This window comes from Lysinibacillus sphaericus (assembly GCF_006864135.1).
In the GTDB taxonomy this organism is placed as follows: domain Bacteria; phylum Bacillota; class Bacilli; order Bacillales_A; family Planococcaceae; genus Lysinibacillus.
Genome location: NZ_SADV01000017.1, coordinates 16951 through 32135 on the forward strand (window position 1 = coordinate 16951; position 15185 = coordinate 32135).

A 15185-nucleotide genomic window follows, 5' to 3' on the forward strand; every position below is an offset into this window, starting at 1 on the left:
CCCTTATCCTAATATTTCTTCCACTGATTTACCACGTAATTTAGCTACGTCCTCTACGCGTTTTAATTCAGTTAAACCTTGAATAGTTGCACGCACCATATTGATTGGTGTGTTAGTTCCAAGTGATTTTGAAAGAATATCAGTAATACCAGCAAGTTCTAGTACGGCACGTACTGGACCACCAGCGATAACTCCTGTACCAGGAGCAGCAGGTTTAATTAGGATTTCTCCTGCACCAAAGCGACCTTGCACTAAGTGTGGAGTTGTTCCACCTACGCGTGGCACTTCGATTAAGTTTTTCTTCGCATCTTCAACAGCTTTACGGATAGCATCTGGCACCTCTTGAGCTTTACCAGTACCGAAACCAACGTGACCGTTTTTATCGCCAACTACAACTAACGCTGTGAAGCGGAAGCGACGTCCACCTTTAACAACTTTAGCAACACGGTTAATAGTAACTACGCGTTCTTCAAGTTCTCCAAGTTTGTTTGCGTCAATTCGACTCATGAAATGTGTCCCTCCTTTTTATTAAAATTCTAAACCGTTCTCACGTGCAGCTTCAGCTAAAGCTTTAACACGTCCATGATATAAGTAACCACCACGGTCAAATACTACAGCAGTAATATTTTTTTCCGTAGCGCGTTTTGCGATTGTTTCACCGACTTTAGTTGCAGCATCAACATTGCTACCAGCACTTTCAAAACCATTTTCTTGAGAAGATGCGCTAACGATTGTTACGCCTGCTACGTCATCGATTAGTTGCGCGTAGATGTTCTTGTTAGAACGGAATACGTTTAAGCGTGGACGCTCAGCAGTACCCGAAATTTTAGAACGTACGCGTGCATGACGTTTTTTACGAACCTGATTTTTATCTTGTTTCGTAATCACAAGGGTCACTCCTTTCTAATGCTTAAGCAGCATTATTTACCTGTTTTACCTTCTTTACGACGAACGTATTCGCCTTCATAACGGATACCTTTACCTTTGTAAGGCTCTGGTGGACGCACGTCACGGATGTTAGATGCAAGAGCACCAACACGTTCTTTGCTGATACCTTTAACGATGATTTTAGTGTTTGAAGGAACTTCAACTTCTAGACCATCTTCAGGTGTGAACTCAACTGGATGTGAATAACCTACGTTAAGAACAAGTTTTTTTCCTTGTAATTGCGCACGGTAACCAACACCGATAAGTTCTAATGATTTTTCGAAACCTGCAGAAACACCAGTAACCATGTTCGCTAATAGCGCACGAGTCGTACCGTGGTTTGTGCGGTGTTCTTTTGAATCAGAAGGACGAGATACAGTGATTACGTTACCTTCTTGCTCAATTTTCATATCTTGGTGGAAAGAACGAACAAGTTCGCCTTTAGGACCTTTAACGGTAACTGAGTTGTCAGCTGCAACAGTAACAGTTACGTTAGCTGGTACCTCGATAATTTTTTTACCTACACGAGACATTTAGTTGCACCTCCATTCATTTATTGCTAATTACCAAACGTATGCTAGAACTTCGCCGCCAACTTGTTTAGCGCGAGCTTCTTTATCTGTTAATAAACCTTGTGAAGTTGACACTAAAGCGATACCAAGACCGTTCAGTACTTTAGGAACTTCATTTGTTTTTGCGTATACTCGTAGACCAGGTTTAGAAATACGTTTTAAACCAGTGATAACGCGCTCGTTATCTTTACCGTATTTTAAGAAGATACGGATGATACCTTGTTTGTTGTCTTCCACGTATTCTACGTCACGTACGAAACCTTCACGCTTTAAAATTTCAGCGATTTCTTTTTTCACGTTGGAAGCTGGTACTTCTAACTTCTCGTGACGAACCATGTTCGCATTACGAATGCGAGTAAGCATATCTGCAATCGGATCAGTCATTGTCATTACATTTACCTCCTTCCCAAATTAGGGGATTACCAGCTGGCTTTTTTCACGCCAGGAATTTGTCCCTTATATGCAAGTTCTCGGAAACAAATACGGCAAAGTTTGAATTTGCGATATACAGAGTGTGGACGGCCACAGCGTTCACAACGTGTATATTCTTGCACTTTAAACTTTTGCTTACGTTGTTGTTTAACGATCATAGATTTTTTAGCCACGTTTTCGCCCTCCTTGTTTAATTACTTTTGGAACGGCATACCGAATTGTGTCAATAACTCGCGAGCTTCTTCATCAGAATTCGCTGTCGTTACGATCACGATGTCCATACCGCGTACTTTTGAAACTTTATCGTAATCGATTTCTGGGAAAATTAATTGCTCTTTAACACCTAAAGTGTAGTTACCGCGACCGTCGAATGCTTTTTTAGAAACACCACGGAAGTCACGTACACGAGGTAGTGAAATTGAGATTAATTTGTCCAAGAATTCATACATACGCTCACCGCGTAATGTAACTTTAGCACCGATAGGCATACCTTCACGTAGACGGAAACCTGCGATCGATTTTTTCGCTTTAGTTACAACTGGTTTTTGACCAGTGATAATTGTTAATTCTTCTACAGCTGCATCTAATGCTTTTGAGTTTTGAACTGCATCACCAACACCCATGTTGATAACGATTTTGTCAACTTTCGGCAATTGCATAACTGATTTATATCCAAACTTGCTCATAAGAGCAGTTGAAACTTCATTTAAATATTTTTCTTTTAGGCGGCTCATTTGTGTACCTCCCTTCTTTTATAGAAATTAGTCGATTACTGCACCTGATTTTTTTGCAACACGAACTTTTTTACCGTTTTCGATTTTATAACCTACACGAGTCGGCTCGCCAGATTTAGGATCGATTAGCATTACGTTCGAAACGTGAATTGCAGCCTCTTGGCTTACAATTCCACCTTGTGGATTCAATTGGTTAGGTTTTACGTGTTTTTTCACGATGTTTACACCTTCAACAAGAACGCGATCTTGTTTAGGGTAAGAAGCAAGAATAACGCCTTCTTTGCCTTTGTCCTTACCAGTGATAACCTTAACCTTGTCACCTTTTTTTACATGCATGCTGTCGCACCTCCTTGATTGGCACTATCATGAAATTAAAGAACTTCTGGAGCTAGAGAAACGATTTTCATGAAGTTGCTGTCACGTAATTCACGTGCAACAGGTCCGAAAATACGAGTTCCGCGTGGTGATTTATCATCACGAATAATTACACAAGCATTTTCATCAAATTTGATGTACGTACCATCTTTACGACGTACGCCTGATTTAGTACGAACGATAACAGCTTTAACAACGTCACCCTTCTTAACAACGCCACCTGGTGTTGCTTTCTTAACTGTACAAACAACGATATCACCGATGTTAGCAGTTTTACGGCCAGAGCCACCAAGGACTTTAATTGTAAGAACTTCACGTGCACCTGAGTTGTCAGCAACTTTCATACGACTTTCTTGTTGGATCACTTAGGTTACCTCCCTTCGGAAATTGGTTGTTCCGAAATAGTTATTAAATAATAACCGCTTTTTCTACAACTTCAACTAGACGGAAACGTTTAGTAGCTGATAGCGGGCGAGTTTCCATGATACGTACGATATCACCGATTTTCGCTGTGTTTAACTCATCATGAGCCTTAAACTTTTTTGAGTATTTTACACGTTTACCATAAAGCTTGTGCTTTTTGTGAGTTTCAACTAAAACAGAAATAGTTTTGTCCATTTTATCTGAAACAACGCGGCCCGTGTAAACTTTGCGTTGATTACGCTCAGTCATACTTGAAAACCTCCTTTATCAGTTGTTTGCACTGATTTCTCTTTCACGAATAACAGTTTTCATACGCGCGATTGCTTTACGCACTTCACGAATACGAGCTGTGTTTTCTAATTGACCAGTCGCCAATTGGAAGCGAAGGTTGAAAAGCTCTTCTTTCAGTGATTTCACTTTCAATTCTAATTCAGAAGTGGCAAGGTCACGGATTTCATTAGCTTTCATTAGATTCACCACCAGTTTCTTGACGTTTTACGATCTTACATTTAACAGGAAGCTTATGTGATGCTAAACGAAGTGCTTCACGTGCGATCTCTTCAGATACACCAGCGATTTCGAACATTACTTTTCCTGGTTTTACTACTGCAACCCAACCTTCAGGAGAACCTTTACCAGAACCCATGCGGACTTCTAGAGGTTTTTTAGTGTAAGGTTTGTGCGGGAAGATTTTAATCCAAACTTTACCGCCACGTTTCATGTAACGAGTCATCGCGATACGTGCAGATTCGATTTGACGGTTAGTAATCCAGCTAGCTGTTTGAGCTTGTAAGCCCCATTCGCCGAAAGATACTTCTTTACCGCCTTTCGCTTCGCCACGCATGTTTCCGCGGTGTTCACGACGGTATTTTACGCGTTTAGGCAATAACATATTATTTGCCTCCTTCCACAGATTTCTTCGTAGGAAGAACTTCACCACGGTAGATCCATACTTTAACGCCTAATTTACCGTAAGTAGTGTCAGCTTCTGCGTGTGCATAGTCGATGTCAGCACGTAGAGTATGAAGTGGAACAGTTCCTTCACTATAGTGTTCAGCACGCGCGATATCAGCGCCACCTAAACGACCAGATACTTGTGTTTTAATTCCTTTTGCACCAGCACGAATTGTGCGTTGGATCGCTTGCTTTTGCGCACGACGGAATGATACACGGTTTTCTAATTGACGAGCGATGTTTTCAGCTACTAGACGAGCGTCAAGATCAGCACGTTTGATTTCGATAATGTTGATGTGTACACGTTTACCAGTTAAATCGCTAAGGTATTTACGAAGATTCTCAACTTCAGAACCACCTTTACCGATTACCATACCTGGTTTCGCAGTGTGAATTGTAATGTTTACACGGTTTGCAGCGCGTTCGATTTCTACTTTAGAAACAGAAGCGTCTTTAAGAGCCGTTTCAATATATTTACGCACTTTGATGTCTTCGTGAAGTAGAGTTGCATAGTCTTTTTCAGCGTACCATTTTGACTCCCAGTCACGAATAATACCAACGCGCAGTCCTATTGGATGTACTTTTTGACCCACGGATTAACCCTCCTTCTTCTCAGATACCACTAGAGTAATGTGGCTTGTGCGTTTGTTAATTGCGCTTGCACGTCCTTGTGCACGTGGACGGAAACGTTTTAATGTTGGACCTTCATCAACGAATACTTCAGAAACTACTAAAGAGTTGATGTCAAGATCGTAGTTATGCTCAGCGTTAGCAACTGCAGATTTTAATACTTTTTCAACGACTGGAGACGCCGCTTTTGGAGTATGACGTAAAATTGCAACTGCCTCACCAACTTGCTTGCCTCGAATTAAGTCTACAACTAGACGGACTTTACGAGGAGCAATGCGAACAGTACGAGCGATAGCTTTAGCTTGTGTCATTAGGATTTACCTCCTCTCAAAATTAGCGTCTTGTTTTCTTGTCGTCTGCACCGTGACCTTTGTAAGCACGTGTTGGTGCGAATTCACCAAGTTTGTGGCCTACCATATCTTCTGTTACGTATACAGGAACGTGTTTACGTCCATCATAAACAGCAATCGTTAAACCGATAAAAGTCGGGAAAATTGTTGAACGGCGAGACCAAGTTTTAATAACTTGTTTTTTCTCAGAAGCCTCTTGCGCTTCCACTTTTTTCATTAAGTGGTCATCGACAAAAGGTCCTTTTTTCAAGCTGCGACCCATGTAGGAACCTCCCTCCGTGATTCCACCACGGCTCTCACATAGAACCGTAGTTTAACCACTTTATTTTTTACGACTACGGATGATGAATTTATCCGATTTGTTTTTCTTCTTGCGAGTTTTGTAACCAAGTGCTGGTTTACCCCAAGGAGTCATTGGTGATTTACGTCCGATTGGAGAACGTCCTTCACCACCGCCGTGTGGGTGATCGTTAGGGTTCATTACAGAACCACGAACTTCTGGGCGTTTACCTAACCAACGGCTACGACCTGCTTTACCGATGTGTACTAGTTCGTGTTGTTCGTTACCAACTTGACCGATTGTAGCGCGGCAAGTAGCTAACACTAAACGTACTTCACCAGATTGTAGACGAACGATTACGTATTTGTCTTCACGACCAAGTACTTGAGCAGAAGTACCTGCAGAACGTACTAATTGTCCACCTTTACCAGGTTTTAACTCGATGTTATGGATTGTAGTACCCATTGGAATGTTTGCTAATGGCAATGCGTTACCTACTTTAATATCAGCATCTGGACCAGATACGATTGTTTGACCAACCTCTAGACCTTTTGGTGCTAAGATGTAAGCTTTTGCTCCATCAGCGTAGTTGATTAATGCGATATTCGCAGAACGGTTTGGATCATATTCAATAGTAGCAACTTTAGCCGGAATGCTATCTTTTACACGTTTGAAATCGATAACACGGTATTGCTTCTTATGTCCACCGCCATGATGACGAACAGTGATTTTACCTTGGTTATTACGACCAGCTTTGCGTTTAGTTGGTTCAAGCAATGATTTCTCAGGCTTGTTAGTTGTAATTTCCGCAAAGTCTAAAGACGTCATATTACGACGACCATTAGAGGTAGGTTTATACTTTTTAATCGCCATTGTGTTTCCCTCCTTCTTGATTGTTCAAATCATAAATCCATAAAGGATTACATTTCGAATAATTCGATTTCTTTGCTATCAGCAGTTAATTTAACGATCGCTTTACGACGTTTGTTAGTGTAACCACCGTAACGGCCTACGCGTTTGAATTTACCTTTGTAGTTAAGAACGTTTACTTTCTCAACTGTTACACCAAAGATTTCTTCTACAGCGTCTTTTACTTGAGTTTTGTTAGCGCGAGTGTCTACTTCGAAAGTATACTTTTTCTCTGCCATAAGTTCTGAAGAACGCTCAGTAATGACCGGACGTTTTAAAATATCACGTGCTTCCATTATCCAAGCACCTCCTCAACTTTTTCTACTGCAGATTTTGTGAATACAACTTTTTCATGACCTAATAGATCAAGAACATTGATTCCATTTGCAGTTAAAACTGTTACACCAGGGATGTTACGAGCAGATAATGCTACGTTTTCATCTAGGTCAGCAGTTACGAATAAAGATTTTTTCTCTAGAGAAAGATCTTTAAGGATTTTTGTAAATTCTTTTGTTTTTGGTGCTGCTAATGTAAGAGCATCAAGAACTAAGAAGTTTTGTTCTACTACTTTAGCTGATAAAGCTGATTTAAGAGCTAAGCGGCGAACTTTTTTAGGTAATTTATAAGAGTAGCTACGTGGAGTTGGACCGAATACGATACCACCACCGCGCCATTGTGGAGAACGGATAGAACCTTGACGAGCACGACCAGTTCCTTTTTGACGCCATGGTTTACGACCACCACCAGCAACTTCAGAACGGTTTTTAACCTTGTGATTACCTTGACGAAGAGAAGCGCGTTGTGCTACTACAGCGTCGAATAATACTGCTTCATTTGGCTTGATTCCAAAAATCGCATCGTTTAATTCGATTTCACCAACTGAAGCACCTGTTTGACTAAGTACAGATACTTTTGTCATTCCTGTTTCCTCCTTTCCTTAGGTGATTACTTAGCTTTAATTGCAGTTTTAACTGTAACTAGAGCTTTTTTAGAACCAGGAACATTACCTTTAACAAGTAGTAAGTTACGTTCCGCATCAACTTTCACGATTTCTAAGTTTTGGATTGTAACTACAGTGCCACCCATTTGACCAGGTAATTTCTTTTGTTTGAATACGCGGTTCGGAGCAACTGGACCCATTGAACCAGGACGACGGTGGTAACGAGAACCGTGGGCCATAGGACCACGAGATTGACCATGGCGTTTAATTACACCTTGGAAACCTTTACCTTTAGTAACACCTGTTACATCAATTACATCGCCTTCTGCGAAAATTTCTACTTTGACTTCTTGACCAACTTCGTATTCTCCAACGTTTACGTTGCGGAATTCACGGATGAAGCGCTTAGGAGCAGTGTTCGCTTTTGCTACGTGACCTTGTTCAGGTTTGTTAGAAAGCTTAACACGCTTGTCTTCAAAACCAACTTGGATTGCTTCGTAGCCGTCTGTTTCAACAGTTTTCTTTTGAAGAACTACGTTTGGAGCAGCTTCGATAACTGTTACCGGGATTAAATCGCCGTTTTCAGCGAAAACTTGTGTCATACCAATTTTTCTACCTAAGATTCCTTTAGCCATTTGTCACACCTCCTGTAAGTTTTAAAAAAGTTATATTTTTTACCATTAAAGTTTGATTTCAATATCAACGCCAGATGGTAAATCAAGTTTCATTAACGCATCAACAGTTTGTGGTGTTGGGTTAACGATATCGATCAGACGTTTATGCGTACGCATTTCGAATTGTTCACGAGAATCTTTGTACTTGTGAACAGCACGAAGAATCGTGTACACAGACTTCTCAGTTGGAAGTGGAATCGGACCTGATACACTTGCACCTGAACGTTTTGCAGTTTCCACAATTTTCTCAGCAGACTGATCTAAAATACGGTGATCATACGCTTTTAAACGAATACGAATCTTTTGTTTTGCCATTATTTTCCCTCCTTCTCGCCTATTTTCTAGACATTCTCCACGAAAATTTTCCCACACACCGCCATGGCAAAGCGGCCGGGTGTGTCGGCAACCTCTCGTTTCATCGCAGTCAAAGACCAACATTCAACATTATACACAATAAAAAAAGAATAAGCAAGGCCTTTCGCTAAATTCTTTTTAAATGTTGCAGATATTCTTACTACTAATATTTCTCGCTTATCTAAGCCGTTTACTAGTATATAAAATTTCAATGTACTTTGCAACACATAAGGCAATTACACCAACGTTTTCGGACATTTCTAACAATTAAGTAGTACCAATATATAAAAAAAGCAGTCTCTACTATTTAGAAACCGCTCTTACTATTATTTTATAAGAAGAACACACATGCAATCCAGCCAAATATAATAAGTGGGATGTTAATAAAAATGAACGTTGGCACACATGTATCCCAAATGTGATTATGCTGTCCATCTACATTTAAACCAGCAGTAGGTCCAAGAGTAGAATCTGAAGCAGGAGAGCCCGCATCACCTAAAGCACCTGCTGTACCTATTAGACAAATAATCGCCAAAGGACTCAATCCCAGCCCTTGTGCAAGAGGAACAAATAAGGTCGCGATAATTGGTACTGTCGCAAAGGAAGATCCGATTCCCATCGTCACAATTAAACCAATGACCAACATAATAAATATAGCTAGACTCGTATTCCCTTGAAGAATGTTTATCGAACCATTAATTAAGCTATCTATTTGACCTGTGGCGTTAATAACAGATGCAAAGCCATTTGCTGCGATCATAACGAAACCAATAAAGGCCATCATCTTCATTCCTTCTGAAAGAATCTCATCTGCTTCTTTCCATTTAAGTGCACCAGTGAAATACATAATCATAATGCCTGCAAAAGCACCTACAATCATCGAATCAGTATAAATTTGTGCACATAGAGAAATAATTAAAGCCACAGTCGTAGAGACAATAACATACTTACTAACATTTACATTTAAAGACTCTGTCTCTACATCATTATTTTGATATTGTCGAGGCTTTCGGTAAACGAAAAAGGCTACACATAACCCAATTAGCATCCCTAGAACGGGTATAGCCATCGCTGCTGGTACATCACGTGAAGATACCTCCATACCAGCCTTAGATACTTGTGTAGATACTATGTCTTGGAATATAGCTCCGAAGCCAGCAGGAACGAAACTATATGTCCCTATTAAACCAACAGCAATTAATGTTGCGATAATTCGTCGATCAACTTCTAGCATATTTAAAACTTTTAAGAGTGGCGGTATCAATAATGGGATAAAGGCGATATGAATTGGAATTAAATTTTGTGAGAAAATAGACATCATAAAGATCAGTAAGAAGATTAACACCTTTACTAAACCTTTTCGATTACTTGTACCGTTTTTATTTAATATCTTTAAAATCCATGCAATCATTAATTCAGGAATTCCTGTTTTGGAAATGGCGATAGCAAAACCACCAAGCAACCCATAGCTTAAAGCAATCGTTGCGCCTGCCCCTAATCCTTCTGTAAATGATTTTACAGTTGCTTCTATACCCATGCCGCTTGTTAGACCTCCCGCAAAGGCCCCCAACACAAGAGAAAGAACAACATTAATACGGAGCAAGCTTAATATTAACATGACAGCTACTGCCACAATTACTGCGTTCATTTCAACACACCACTTTCGTACACTAGATTACTAATACGTTAAACTTTAACCGTCTAACAATTGAAAGTCAAGATATTTTTATAGCCCTATAATAATCTTCCAAATTTAAACGACACAAAAAAACAGTATGATCTTAAATAACCATACTGTTTTAGATTTCTTCCTATTATAATGATTCACGAATAACTTTTTTATAATAGCCGACGGACAGTATAGCGAAAATAGCGTATAACGCTATATAACAGCTCATAGCAATCCATAATGGTGCCGTTAACTCTGAGCCGAATAAAAACCATCCTGACTTTACAGCAAAGTAACTATGAAGCAGCCCTATTATTAATGGAACACCAAAATTAAAGGCTTGTTTCATATATATACCTTTCATAATATCTTTTTCAGCGAAGCCAATCTTTCTTAATATCGTATAAGAGCCTCGCTCCTCTTCAGCCTCAGACATTTGCTTAAAGTATAAAATACTACCTGTTGTCATTAAAAATGCTAAGCCTAAAAATGCTGCTGTAAAAATTGTTAAGCCTAAAGTTTCTAAATTTTCTTTACGTTGTTTTTCATAGGACTGTATATAAAAGGAAAAATCCACTCCATTTTTTTTCACATGCGAACTCTCTGCATATAAACTCTCCGCTTGAGCTAAATCACTTTTATTCTTTAGATTAATAGTGGTTTGTTTATGCAACAAATCAATTGCTTTGTAAGTAGCTAATTCTTCAAACAATGCATCTGGAACTACGAAAACTGGTCCCCCAGGCCCACTAGTTACAGCACCACTTAAAATACTCTCATGTCGAACATCTTTAACATGAAGCGTCTCTTTCTTATTTTCCTCTGATCCTCCTATAGTGACATCTACATCACGATCCTTTTCAAGCGGAAACATTTCTGCCATATAGCCACCATAGTTCGTTAATATAACATCATTATCCGAAATGGAAGCTTCAGGAACTATTTGTTGATAATCAGAAAGTGGAATTGTAGTAATGATTCCTTCTGCACCATAAAGGGGATTATCTTCATTTTGCTGACTTTCAGATAATAATTGTGAAAAAGAAGCTGAAACACTCTGTAATCGGTACTCTATTTTGTCAAAAGCAATATTATTTTCTTCAAGTTCCTTTAAAAACTCCTGACCGTGATCTTCAAGTAAAATATAATCTGCAGGCACTTGGCTATATGACGACGAGCCTGTTGAATAATAAGCTATATATGCTAATGTTGTAACCCCAAGTGAAACACCCGTTAAAACCGTTATAAGCGTTAAGGATTTCGCATTACCTTTCATACGATGCATAATTGGTGTTAATGCTAATACATCACGCACAGTCAAATGTCCATTTTTCTTAAGACGAATTGAATTCATAATAAATGCTACAGAGAAACGGAAAACAAGGAACGTTCCGCCAATGGTAGTTGCTAAAATAATAATCATATTAAGCGTTAAATTACCCTGAGAGTTAATATCGAAAAGCTTAGTTGATGCATAGTAGCCATATACAATAAATACAAGTCCTAAAAAACCAATAACCATTTGTAATGAGCTGAAACGTTTTACGCGCTCATCAGCTTGCTTGGAAGCACTGAATAATGACAGTAATGACACTCGGTATATCATCCAAGCCATTTGCACGAGTACAATGACTAGTAGAATGGCAAATACTACGATAGATTGCTGTAATGCCTCTATACTAAATGTCATCGTCACAAGCGCTTCTTTTTCGAGTACACGCAGTAAAATCATTGCAAATAAGCGCGAACTAAAGAACCCAGCAAGCATACCTAATACGATAGCGCCTACAAATAATAGAATACTTTCTACCGCTAATAAGCGAACAATAAGCCCCTTTGTCATCCCTATTAGCTGATATAAGCCTATTTCCTTACTGCGACGCTTCATAAATAGATGATTTGCATAAAGTACGAAAAACAAAACGATAAAGTACAGCATATAGGTTGCCGCAGCAAAACCCGCTGTGGCTGTACCGCTCTCCTGTACTGTTGCCAGCACTTCAGCATTATTTTGCAATGTCACAAAGGAAAAATATAAAGTAACGCTAAAAATAAGTGCGAAAAAATATAAATAATAATGCTTCATATTTTTCTTCATACTGCGCAATACGAGTTTACTAAGACTCATAGCCGTCACCGCCTAGCACACTTTGCGTATGCATGATTTCTTGGAAAAATGCCTGTCTCGTTTTATCTCCTTTATATAGCTCACTATAAATGAGTCCGTCCTTTAAAAATAAAACACGTGTACAAAAACTCGCTGCTACCGCATCGTGTGTAACCATCATAATCGTTGCTTTTTTTGACTCATTAATACTTTGTAGATTTTTTAAAAGTGCAGTAGCTGATTTTGAGTCAAGTGCGCCTGTAGGTTCATCAGCGAATACAAGCGACGGATTTGTAATTAGTGCACGCGCTGCTGATGTACGTTGCTTTTGACCACCCGATATTTCATTTGGATATTTATTTAAAATTTCAGTAATACCTAATAGATGAGTAAGCTCTTTTAAGCGACTCTCTGCCACAGCCTTTGGTAGCCGACCAATAGCTAACGGCAGTAAAATATTTTCTTTTACCGTCAGTGTATCTAACAAATTATAATCTTGAAATATGAATCCTAATTGTTCACGACGGAAATTAGCTAACGCCTTCTCCTTCATACCACGTAAGTTTTGACCATTTATTTCAATTACACCTTCTGTTGCAAAGTCAATCGAACACAAAACATTTAAAAGTGTTGTCTTCCCCGAGCCTGAAGGTCCCATAATACCAACAAATTCACCTTTACTAACTTCTAAATCAATACCCTTTAAAACCTCTTGGGCTGTTGATTTTTTTCCATATACTTTTTTAACTTTACGACCAATTAAAACTGCCACTTGTAAACGCCCCTTTCTATAGTTCAAGTGTATCCTGTCTTCTTCACTAATTCGTGTGTTTTACATGACAATATAAAAAGGTAGGTGACAATTTCGTCATCTACCTGTTAGTTTGACATATTCATTTTGTAATGGAAAACGTAATGTAAATATCGACCCTTCCTCAACATTGGATTGGACAGTTATACGAACGCCGATTTTCTGCGCCACGTTATGTGCTAAGTATAGACCCATACCTGTTGATTGTGCAGACTCTCTACCGGCTGTCCCAGTATACGACTTATGAAAGATTCGAGGTAAATCCTCCTTACGAATGCCAATACCTGCATCTTTTATATGTAGTAATATTGCTCCAGTAGCATCTACTTCCGTAAAAATCAGTACCTCTGAATTTGCAGGACTATATTTAATCGCATTGGACAGAATTTGTCGGATGATAAAGGCTAGCCATTTTCCATCTGTCATCACTGGCACTGTTAACGCTTCAACATCGAAACCAATACCTTTTTCAATACACCATGCCTGCATAGCTCTTATTTCCTTATAGACCACAGTTCTTAGCTCGATCTCTGTCATATAATTATCTTTTTCAATAGAGGCTAAACGTGTTTGGTGTAGCTGCTGATCGACCAATAAATGTAGTCTTAACCACTCCGTCTCTAATTTACGACGTAGTGTCAAATCTTCTACGTGATCCAGCATTAAATTAATTGAAGTTAAAGGTGCCTTAACTTCATGAACCCACGCTAGCAGTTCATCCGAATATTCCTGCAGCTGTACTTTTGCTTGATTTAACTCTGTATTCTTATCATAAAATACATCTTCAATTTTCGTCAGGTATGCTGCTTGAAAGGGTGATAACGTCATACTTTTGCCATGCACATCATCGAGTTGACTTTCCACATTTCCCAGGAAATCCTTTAACTGCCTTACTTCTAGTATATATCGCCAAATAAGAAAAATCATAAAACTAATAAGCACACTAATATTCATATACCAAATAGATATTCCCTCTAATCCAGCGTCTAAAGAGAATAAAACATTGATCATAACGATGATAAAAGCAAAAAAGCCTATCCAAGCGAGGCGTTCTCTTAAAAATAAAATTAGCATTGTCACTCACTTCCCTTGTGTTACAGCCATATAACCAAGTCCCTTTTTAGTTAAAATCGCTTCTTGTAAACCTATATCCTCAAGTTTACTACGTAACCGATTAACATTTACCGACAATGTATTATCATTAACAAAGCGCTCATCATCCCATAACTTTCTCATTAAATCATCTCTTGAAACTATTTGATCGGCCTTCTCCACTAAAATACGTAAAATAAAGAGTTCATTTTTAGTTAGCGAGGCAAGATTACCCTCATACATAATTTCACTGCGTGCATAGTCAATGACTGCACCATTAAACCGTGTGACATCCATAGATTCTTCTATATAATCATATGTACGACGTAAAATGGCTTGTACCTTTGCTAGTAATACTTCCATATGGAAAGGCTTTTGTACAAAGTCATCCGCACCCATTTGCATTGCCATGACCATATCCATTGGGTGGTCTCGTGAAGATAGAAAGAGAATTGGCACCTTTGAGATATAACGTATTTCGCGACACCAATGAAAACCATCATAGGCTGGAAGCTGAATGTCAATCAATACAAGCTGTGGCTTTTGTTCAATAAAATCATCCATTACCTTTTGAAAATCTTTAGGACCCACAACCTGAAGCGACCACTGTGCAAAACGTGTCTGAATCATTTCGAAAATTGATGGATCGTCTTCAATTAGCAATATTTTCATTTCCATATGCAAATTCTCCTTCCATGAAGTGTTCTTATGTATTAAATAGGCTAATCGTCATAACGTGAGGTCGATTTTCGCTCCGACTGGGCGCGTCCGATGAGCCGCCCAGCCTCCACTCCAACCAATTTATATATATCATACGTTTTTAACAAATATTATCCTAACTTTTTAAAGATGAATTATTAAACGGCTAATAGTAATTAAAAGGGGTGCGATTCTATACTCTACATGCTACACTGCCTTTTAATTTCAACTTTTTTAAGCAGCTGTCCAAACA

At 39.0% G+C, this 15185-nt stretch carries 24 protein-coding genes; all 24 read right to left on the reverse strand.

Translation table 11 applies throughout. The features are described from left to right. Nucleotides 1-3: 3 nt before the first annotated feature. Nucleotides 4-507 carry a 30S ribosomal protein S5 gene (gene rpsE / locus C7Y47_RS17185; protein WP_053482806.1) on the reverse strand — a complete coding sequence of 168 codons (504 nt, stop codon included), beginning with the start codon at nt 505-507 and terminating at the stop codon, nt 4-6. A gap of 21 nt (nt 508-528) precedes the next feature. Continuing rightward, on the reverse strand, nt 529-888 hold the full coding sequence (gene rplR / locus C7Y47_RS17190) for a 50S ribosomal protein L18 (protein WP_142509893.1): 360 nt from the start codon (nt 886-888) through the stop codon (nt 529-531). Between the two features lie 32 nt (nt 889-920). After that, a complete protein-coding gene (gene rplF, locus C7Y47_RS17195) occupies nt 921-1460 on the reverse strand; it encodes a 50S ribosomal protein L6 (RefSeq protein WP_053482808.1) in 540 nt (179 codons plus the stop codon). 30 nt (nt 1461-1490) lie between these two features. Further along, on the reverse strand, nt 1491-1889 hold the full coding sequence (gene rpsH, locus C7Y47_RS17200) for a 30S ribosomal protein S8 (RefSeq protein WP_008181717.1): 399 nt from the start codon (nt 1887-1889) through the stop codon (nt 1491-1493). Nucleotides 1890-1918: 29 nt separating this feature from the next. Continuing rightward, nucleotides 1919-2104 (reverse strand): type Z 30S ribosomal protein S14, encoded by a 186-nt coding sequence (locus C7Y47_RS17205; protein WP_004233656.1) that lies wholly within the window; start codon nt 2102-2104, stop codon nt 1919-1921. Nucleotides 2105-2125: 21 nt separating this feature from the next. Next, nucleotides 2126-2665 (reverse strand): 50S ribosomal protein L5, encoded by a 540-nt coding sequence (gene rplE / locus C7Y47_RS17210; protein ID WP_079562362.1) that lies wholly within the window; start codon nt 2663-2665, stop codon nt 2126-2128. A gap of 27 nt (nt 2666-2692) precedes the next feature. After that, a complete protein-coding gene (rplX, locus tag C7Y47_RS17215) occupies nt 2693-3001 on the reverse strand; it encodes a 50S ribosomal protein L24 (RefSeq protein ID WP_053596063.1) in 309 nt (102 codons plus the stop codon). A gap of 35 nt (nt 3002-3036) precedes the next feature. Beyond that, nucleotides 3037-3405, reverse strand: a complete 369-nt coding sequence (gene rplN, locus C7Y47_RS17220; protein ID WP_004233650.1) for a 50S ribosomal protein L14 — start codon at nt 3403-3405, stop codon at nt 3037-3039. A gap of 43 nt (nt 3406-3448) precedes the next feature. Then, entirely contained in the window at nt 3449-3712 is a 264-nt protein-coding gene (rpsQ, locus tag C7Y47_RS17225; protein WP_053482810.1) for a 30S ribosomal protein S17, read from the reverse strand. Nucleotides 3713-3730: 18 nt separating this feature from the next. Continuing rightward, nucleotides 3731-3931: a 50S ribosomal protein L29 gene (gene rpmC, locus C7Y47_RS17230; RefSeq protein ID WP_049662852.1), complete on the reverse strand. Its 201-nt coding sequence runs from the start codon at nt 3929-3931 to the stop codon at nt 3731-3733. Beyond that, complete coding sequence (gene rplP, locus C7Y47_RS17235) at nt 3921-4355, reverse strand: 50S ribosomal protein L16 (RefSeq protein ID WP_010860599.1); 435 nt, start codon at nt 4353-4355, stop codon at nt 3921-3923. The genes rpmC and rplP overlap by 11 nt, the downstream gene beginning before the upstream one ends. Before the next feature lies 1 nt (nt 4356). Then, nucleotides 4357-5010, reverse strand: coding sequence for a 30S ribosomal protein S3 (gene rpsC, locus C7Y47_RS17240; protein ID WP_049662850.1), 654 nt, complete (start codon nt 5008-5010; stop codon nt 4357-4359). Between the two features lie 3 nt (nt 5011-5013). Next, a complete protein-coding gene (rplV, locus tag C7Y47_RS17245; protein WP_004233639.1) occupies nt 5014-5358 on the reverse strand; it encodes a 50S ribosomal protein L22 in 345 nt (114 codons plus the stop codon). A gap of 22 nt (nt 5359-5380) precedes the next feature. Beyond that, nucleotides 5381-5659: a 30S ribosomal protein S19 gene (gene rpsS, locus C7Y47_RS17250; RefSeq protein WP_049662848.1), complete on the reverse strand. Its 279-nt coding sequence runs from the start codon at nt 5657-5659 to the stop codon at nt 5381-5383. Between the two features lie 60 nt (nt 5660-5719). Beyond that, the gene (rplB, locus tag C7Y47_RS17255) at nt 5720-6550 is read right to left on the reverse strand and encodes a 50S ribosomal protein L2 (RefSeq protein ID WP_142509894.1); all 831 of its coding nucleotides are present in this window, start codon (nt 6548-6550) and stop codon (nt 5720-5722) included. A 47-nt stretch (nt 6551-6597) separates the two neighbouring features. Next, entirely contained in the window at nt 6598-6882 is a 285-nt protein-coding gene (gene rplW, locus C7Y47_RS17260) for a 50S ribosomal protein L23 (RefSeq protein ID WP_053482811.1), read from the reverse strand. Next, a complete protein-coding gene (gene rplD, locus C7Y47_RS17265) occupies nt 6882-7505 on the reverse strand; it encodes a 50S ribosomal protein L4 (protein WP_142509895.1) in 624 nt (207 codons plus the stop codon). Before rplD ends, rplW begins: the two co-directional genes overlap by 1 nt. Before the next feature lie 26 nt (nt 7506-7531). After that, a complete protein-coding gene (gene rplC / locus C7Y47_RS17270; RefSeq protein ID WP_142509896.1) occupies nt 7532-8161 on the reverse strand; it encodes a 50S ribosomal protein L3 in 630 nt (209 codons plus the stop codon). Nucleotides 8162-8206: 45 nt separating this feature from the next. Beyond that, nucleotides 8207-8515 (reverse strand): 30S ribosomal protein S10, encoded by a 309-nt coding sequence (rpsJ, locus tag C7Y47_RS17275; RefSeq protein WP_004233624.1) that lies wholly within the window; start codon nt 8513-8515, stop codon nt 8207-8209. A 370-nt stretch (nt 8516-8885) separates the two neighbouring features. Further along, nucleotides 8886-10202, reverse strand: coding sequence for a Na+/H+ antiporter family protein (locus C7Y47_RS17285; RefSeq protein ID WP_142509898.1), 1317 nt, complete (start codon nt 10200-10202; stop codon nt 8886-8888). 166 nt (nt 10203-10368) lie between these two features. Then, complete coding sequence (locus C7Y47_RS17290) at nt 10369-12351, reverse strand: FtsX-like permease family protein (RefSeq protein ID WP_142509899.1); 1983 nt, start codon at nt 12349-12351, stop codon at nt 10369-10371. Next, nucleotides 12341-13102: an ABC transporter ATP-binding protein gene (locus C7Y47_RS17295; protein WP_142509900.1), complete on the reverse strand. Its 762-nt coding sequence runs from the start codon at nt 13100-13102 to the stop codon at nt 12341-12343. Before C7Y47_RS17295 ends, C7Y47_RS17290 begins: the two co-directional genes overlap by 11 nt. A 96-nt stretch (nt 13103-13198) precedes the next feature. Further along, the gene (locus C7Y47_RS17300; RefSeq protein ID WP_142509901.1) at nt 13199-14215 is read right to left on the reverse strand and encodes a sensor histidine kinase; all 1017 of its coding nucleotides are present in this window, start codon (nt 14213-14215) and stop codon (nt 13199-13201) included. 6 nt (nt 14216-14221) lie between these two features. Beyond that, nucleotides 14222-14911, reverse strand: a complete 690-nt coding sequence (locus C7Y47_RS17305) for a response regulator transcription factor (protein WP_142509902.1) — start codon at nt 14909-14911, stop codon at nt 14222-14224. Nucleotides 14912-15185 lie beyond the last annotated feature (274 nt).

Coding starts and splice junctions, on each gene's coding strand:
- rplX (WP_053596063.1), bottom strand. CDS start 3,001: ATGCATGTAAAAAAAGGTGACAAGGTTAAGGTTATCACTGGTAAGGAC.
- rplE (WP_079562362.1), bottom strand. CDS start 2,665: ATGAGCCGCCTAAAAGAAAAATATTTAAATGAAGTTTCAACTGCTCTT.
- C7Y47_RS17300 (WP_142509901.1), bottom strand. CDS start 14,215: ATGCTAATTTTATTTTTAAGAGAACGCCTCGCTTGGATAGGCTTTTTT.
- rplB (WP_142509894.1), bottom strand. CDS start 6,550: ATGGCGATTAAAAAGTATAAACCTACCTCTAATGGTCGTCGTAATATG.
- rpsH (WP_008181717.1), bottom strand. CDS start 1,889: ATGACAATGACTGATCCGATTGCAGATATGCTTACTCGCATTCGTAAT.
- rplW (WP_053482811.1), bottom strand. CDS start 6,882: ATGGAAGCACGTGATATTTTAAAACGTCCGGTCATTACTGAGCGTTCT.
- rplD (WP_142509895.1), bottom strand. CDS start 7,505: ATGACAAAAGTATCTGTACTTAGTCAAACAGGTGCTTCAGTTGGTGAA.
- C7Y47_RS17290 (WP_142509899.1), bottom strand. CDS start 12,351: ATGAGTCTTAGTAAACTCGTATTGCGCAGTATGAAGAAAAATATGAAG.
- rplF (WP_053482808.1), bottom strand. CDS start 1,460: ATGTCTCGTGTAGGTAAAAAAATTATCGAGGTACCAGCTAACGTAACT.
- rpmC (WP_049662852.1), bottom strand. CDS start 3,931: ATGAAAGCTAATGAAATCCGTGACCTTGCCACTTCTGAATTAGAATTG.
- rpsJ (WP_004233624.1), bottom strand. CDS start 8,515: ATGGCAAAACAAAAGATTCGTATTCGTTTAAAAGCGTATGATCACCGT.
- rpsS (WP_049662848.1), bottom strand. CDS start 5,659: ATGGGTCGCAGCTTGAAAAAAGGACCTTTTGTCGATGACCACTTAATG.
- rplV (WP_004233639.1), bottom strand. CDS start 5,358: ATGACACAAGCTAAAGCTATCGCTCGTACTGTTCGCATTGCTCCTCGT.
- rpsQ (WP_053482810.1), bottom strand. CDS start 3,712: ATGACTGAGCGTAATCAACGCAAAGTTTACACGGGCCGCGTTGTTTCA.
- rplC (WP_142509896.1), bottom strand. CDS start 8,161: ATGGCTAAAGGAATCTTAGGTAGAAAAATTGGTATGACACAAGTTTTC.
- C7Y47_RS17285 (WP_142509898.1), bottom strand. CDS start 10,202: ATGAACGCAGTAATTGTGGCAGTAGCTGTCATGTTAATATTAAGCTTG.
- rplP (WP_010860599.1), bottom strand. CDS start 4,355: ATGTTATTGCCTAAACGCGTAAAATACCGTCGTGAACACCGCGGAAAC.
- rpsE (WP_053482806.1), bottom strand. CDS start 507: ATGAGTCGAATTGACGCAAACAAACTTGGAGAACTTGAAGAACGCGTA.
- C7Y47_RS17305 (WP_142509902.1), bottom strand. CDS start 14,911: ATGGAAATGAAAATATTGCTAATTGAAGACGATCCATCAATTTTCGAA.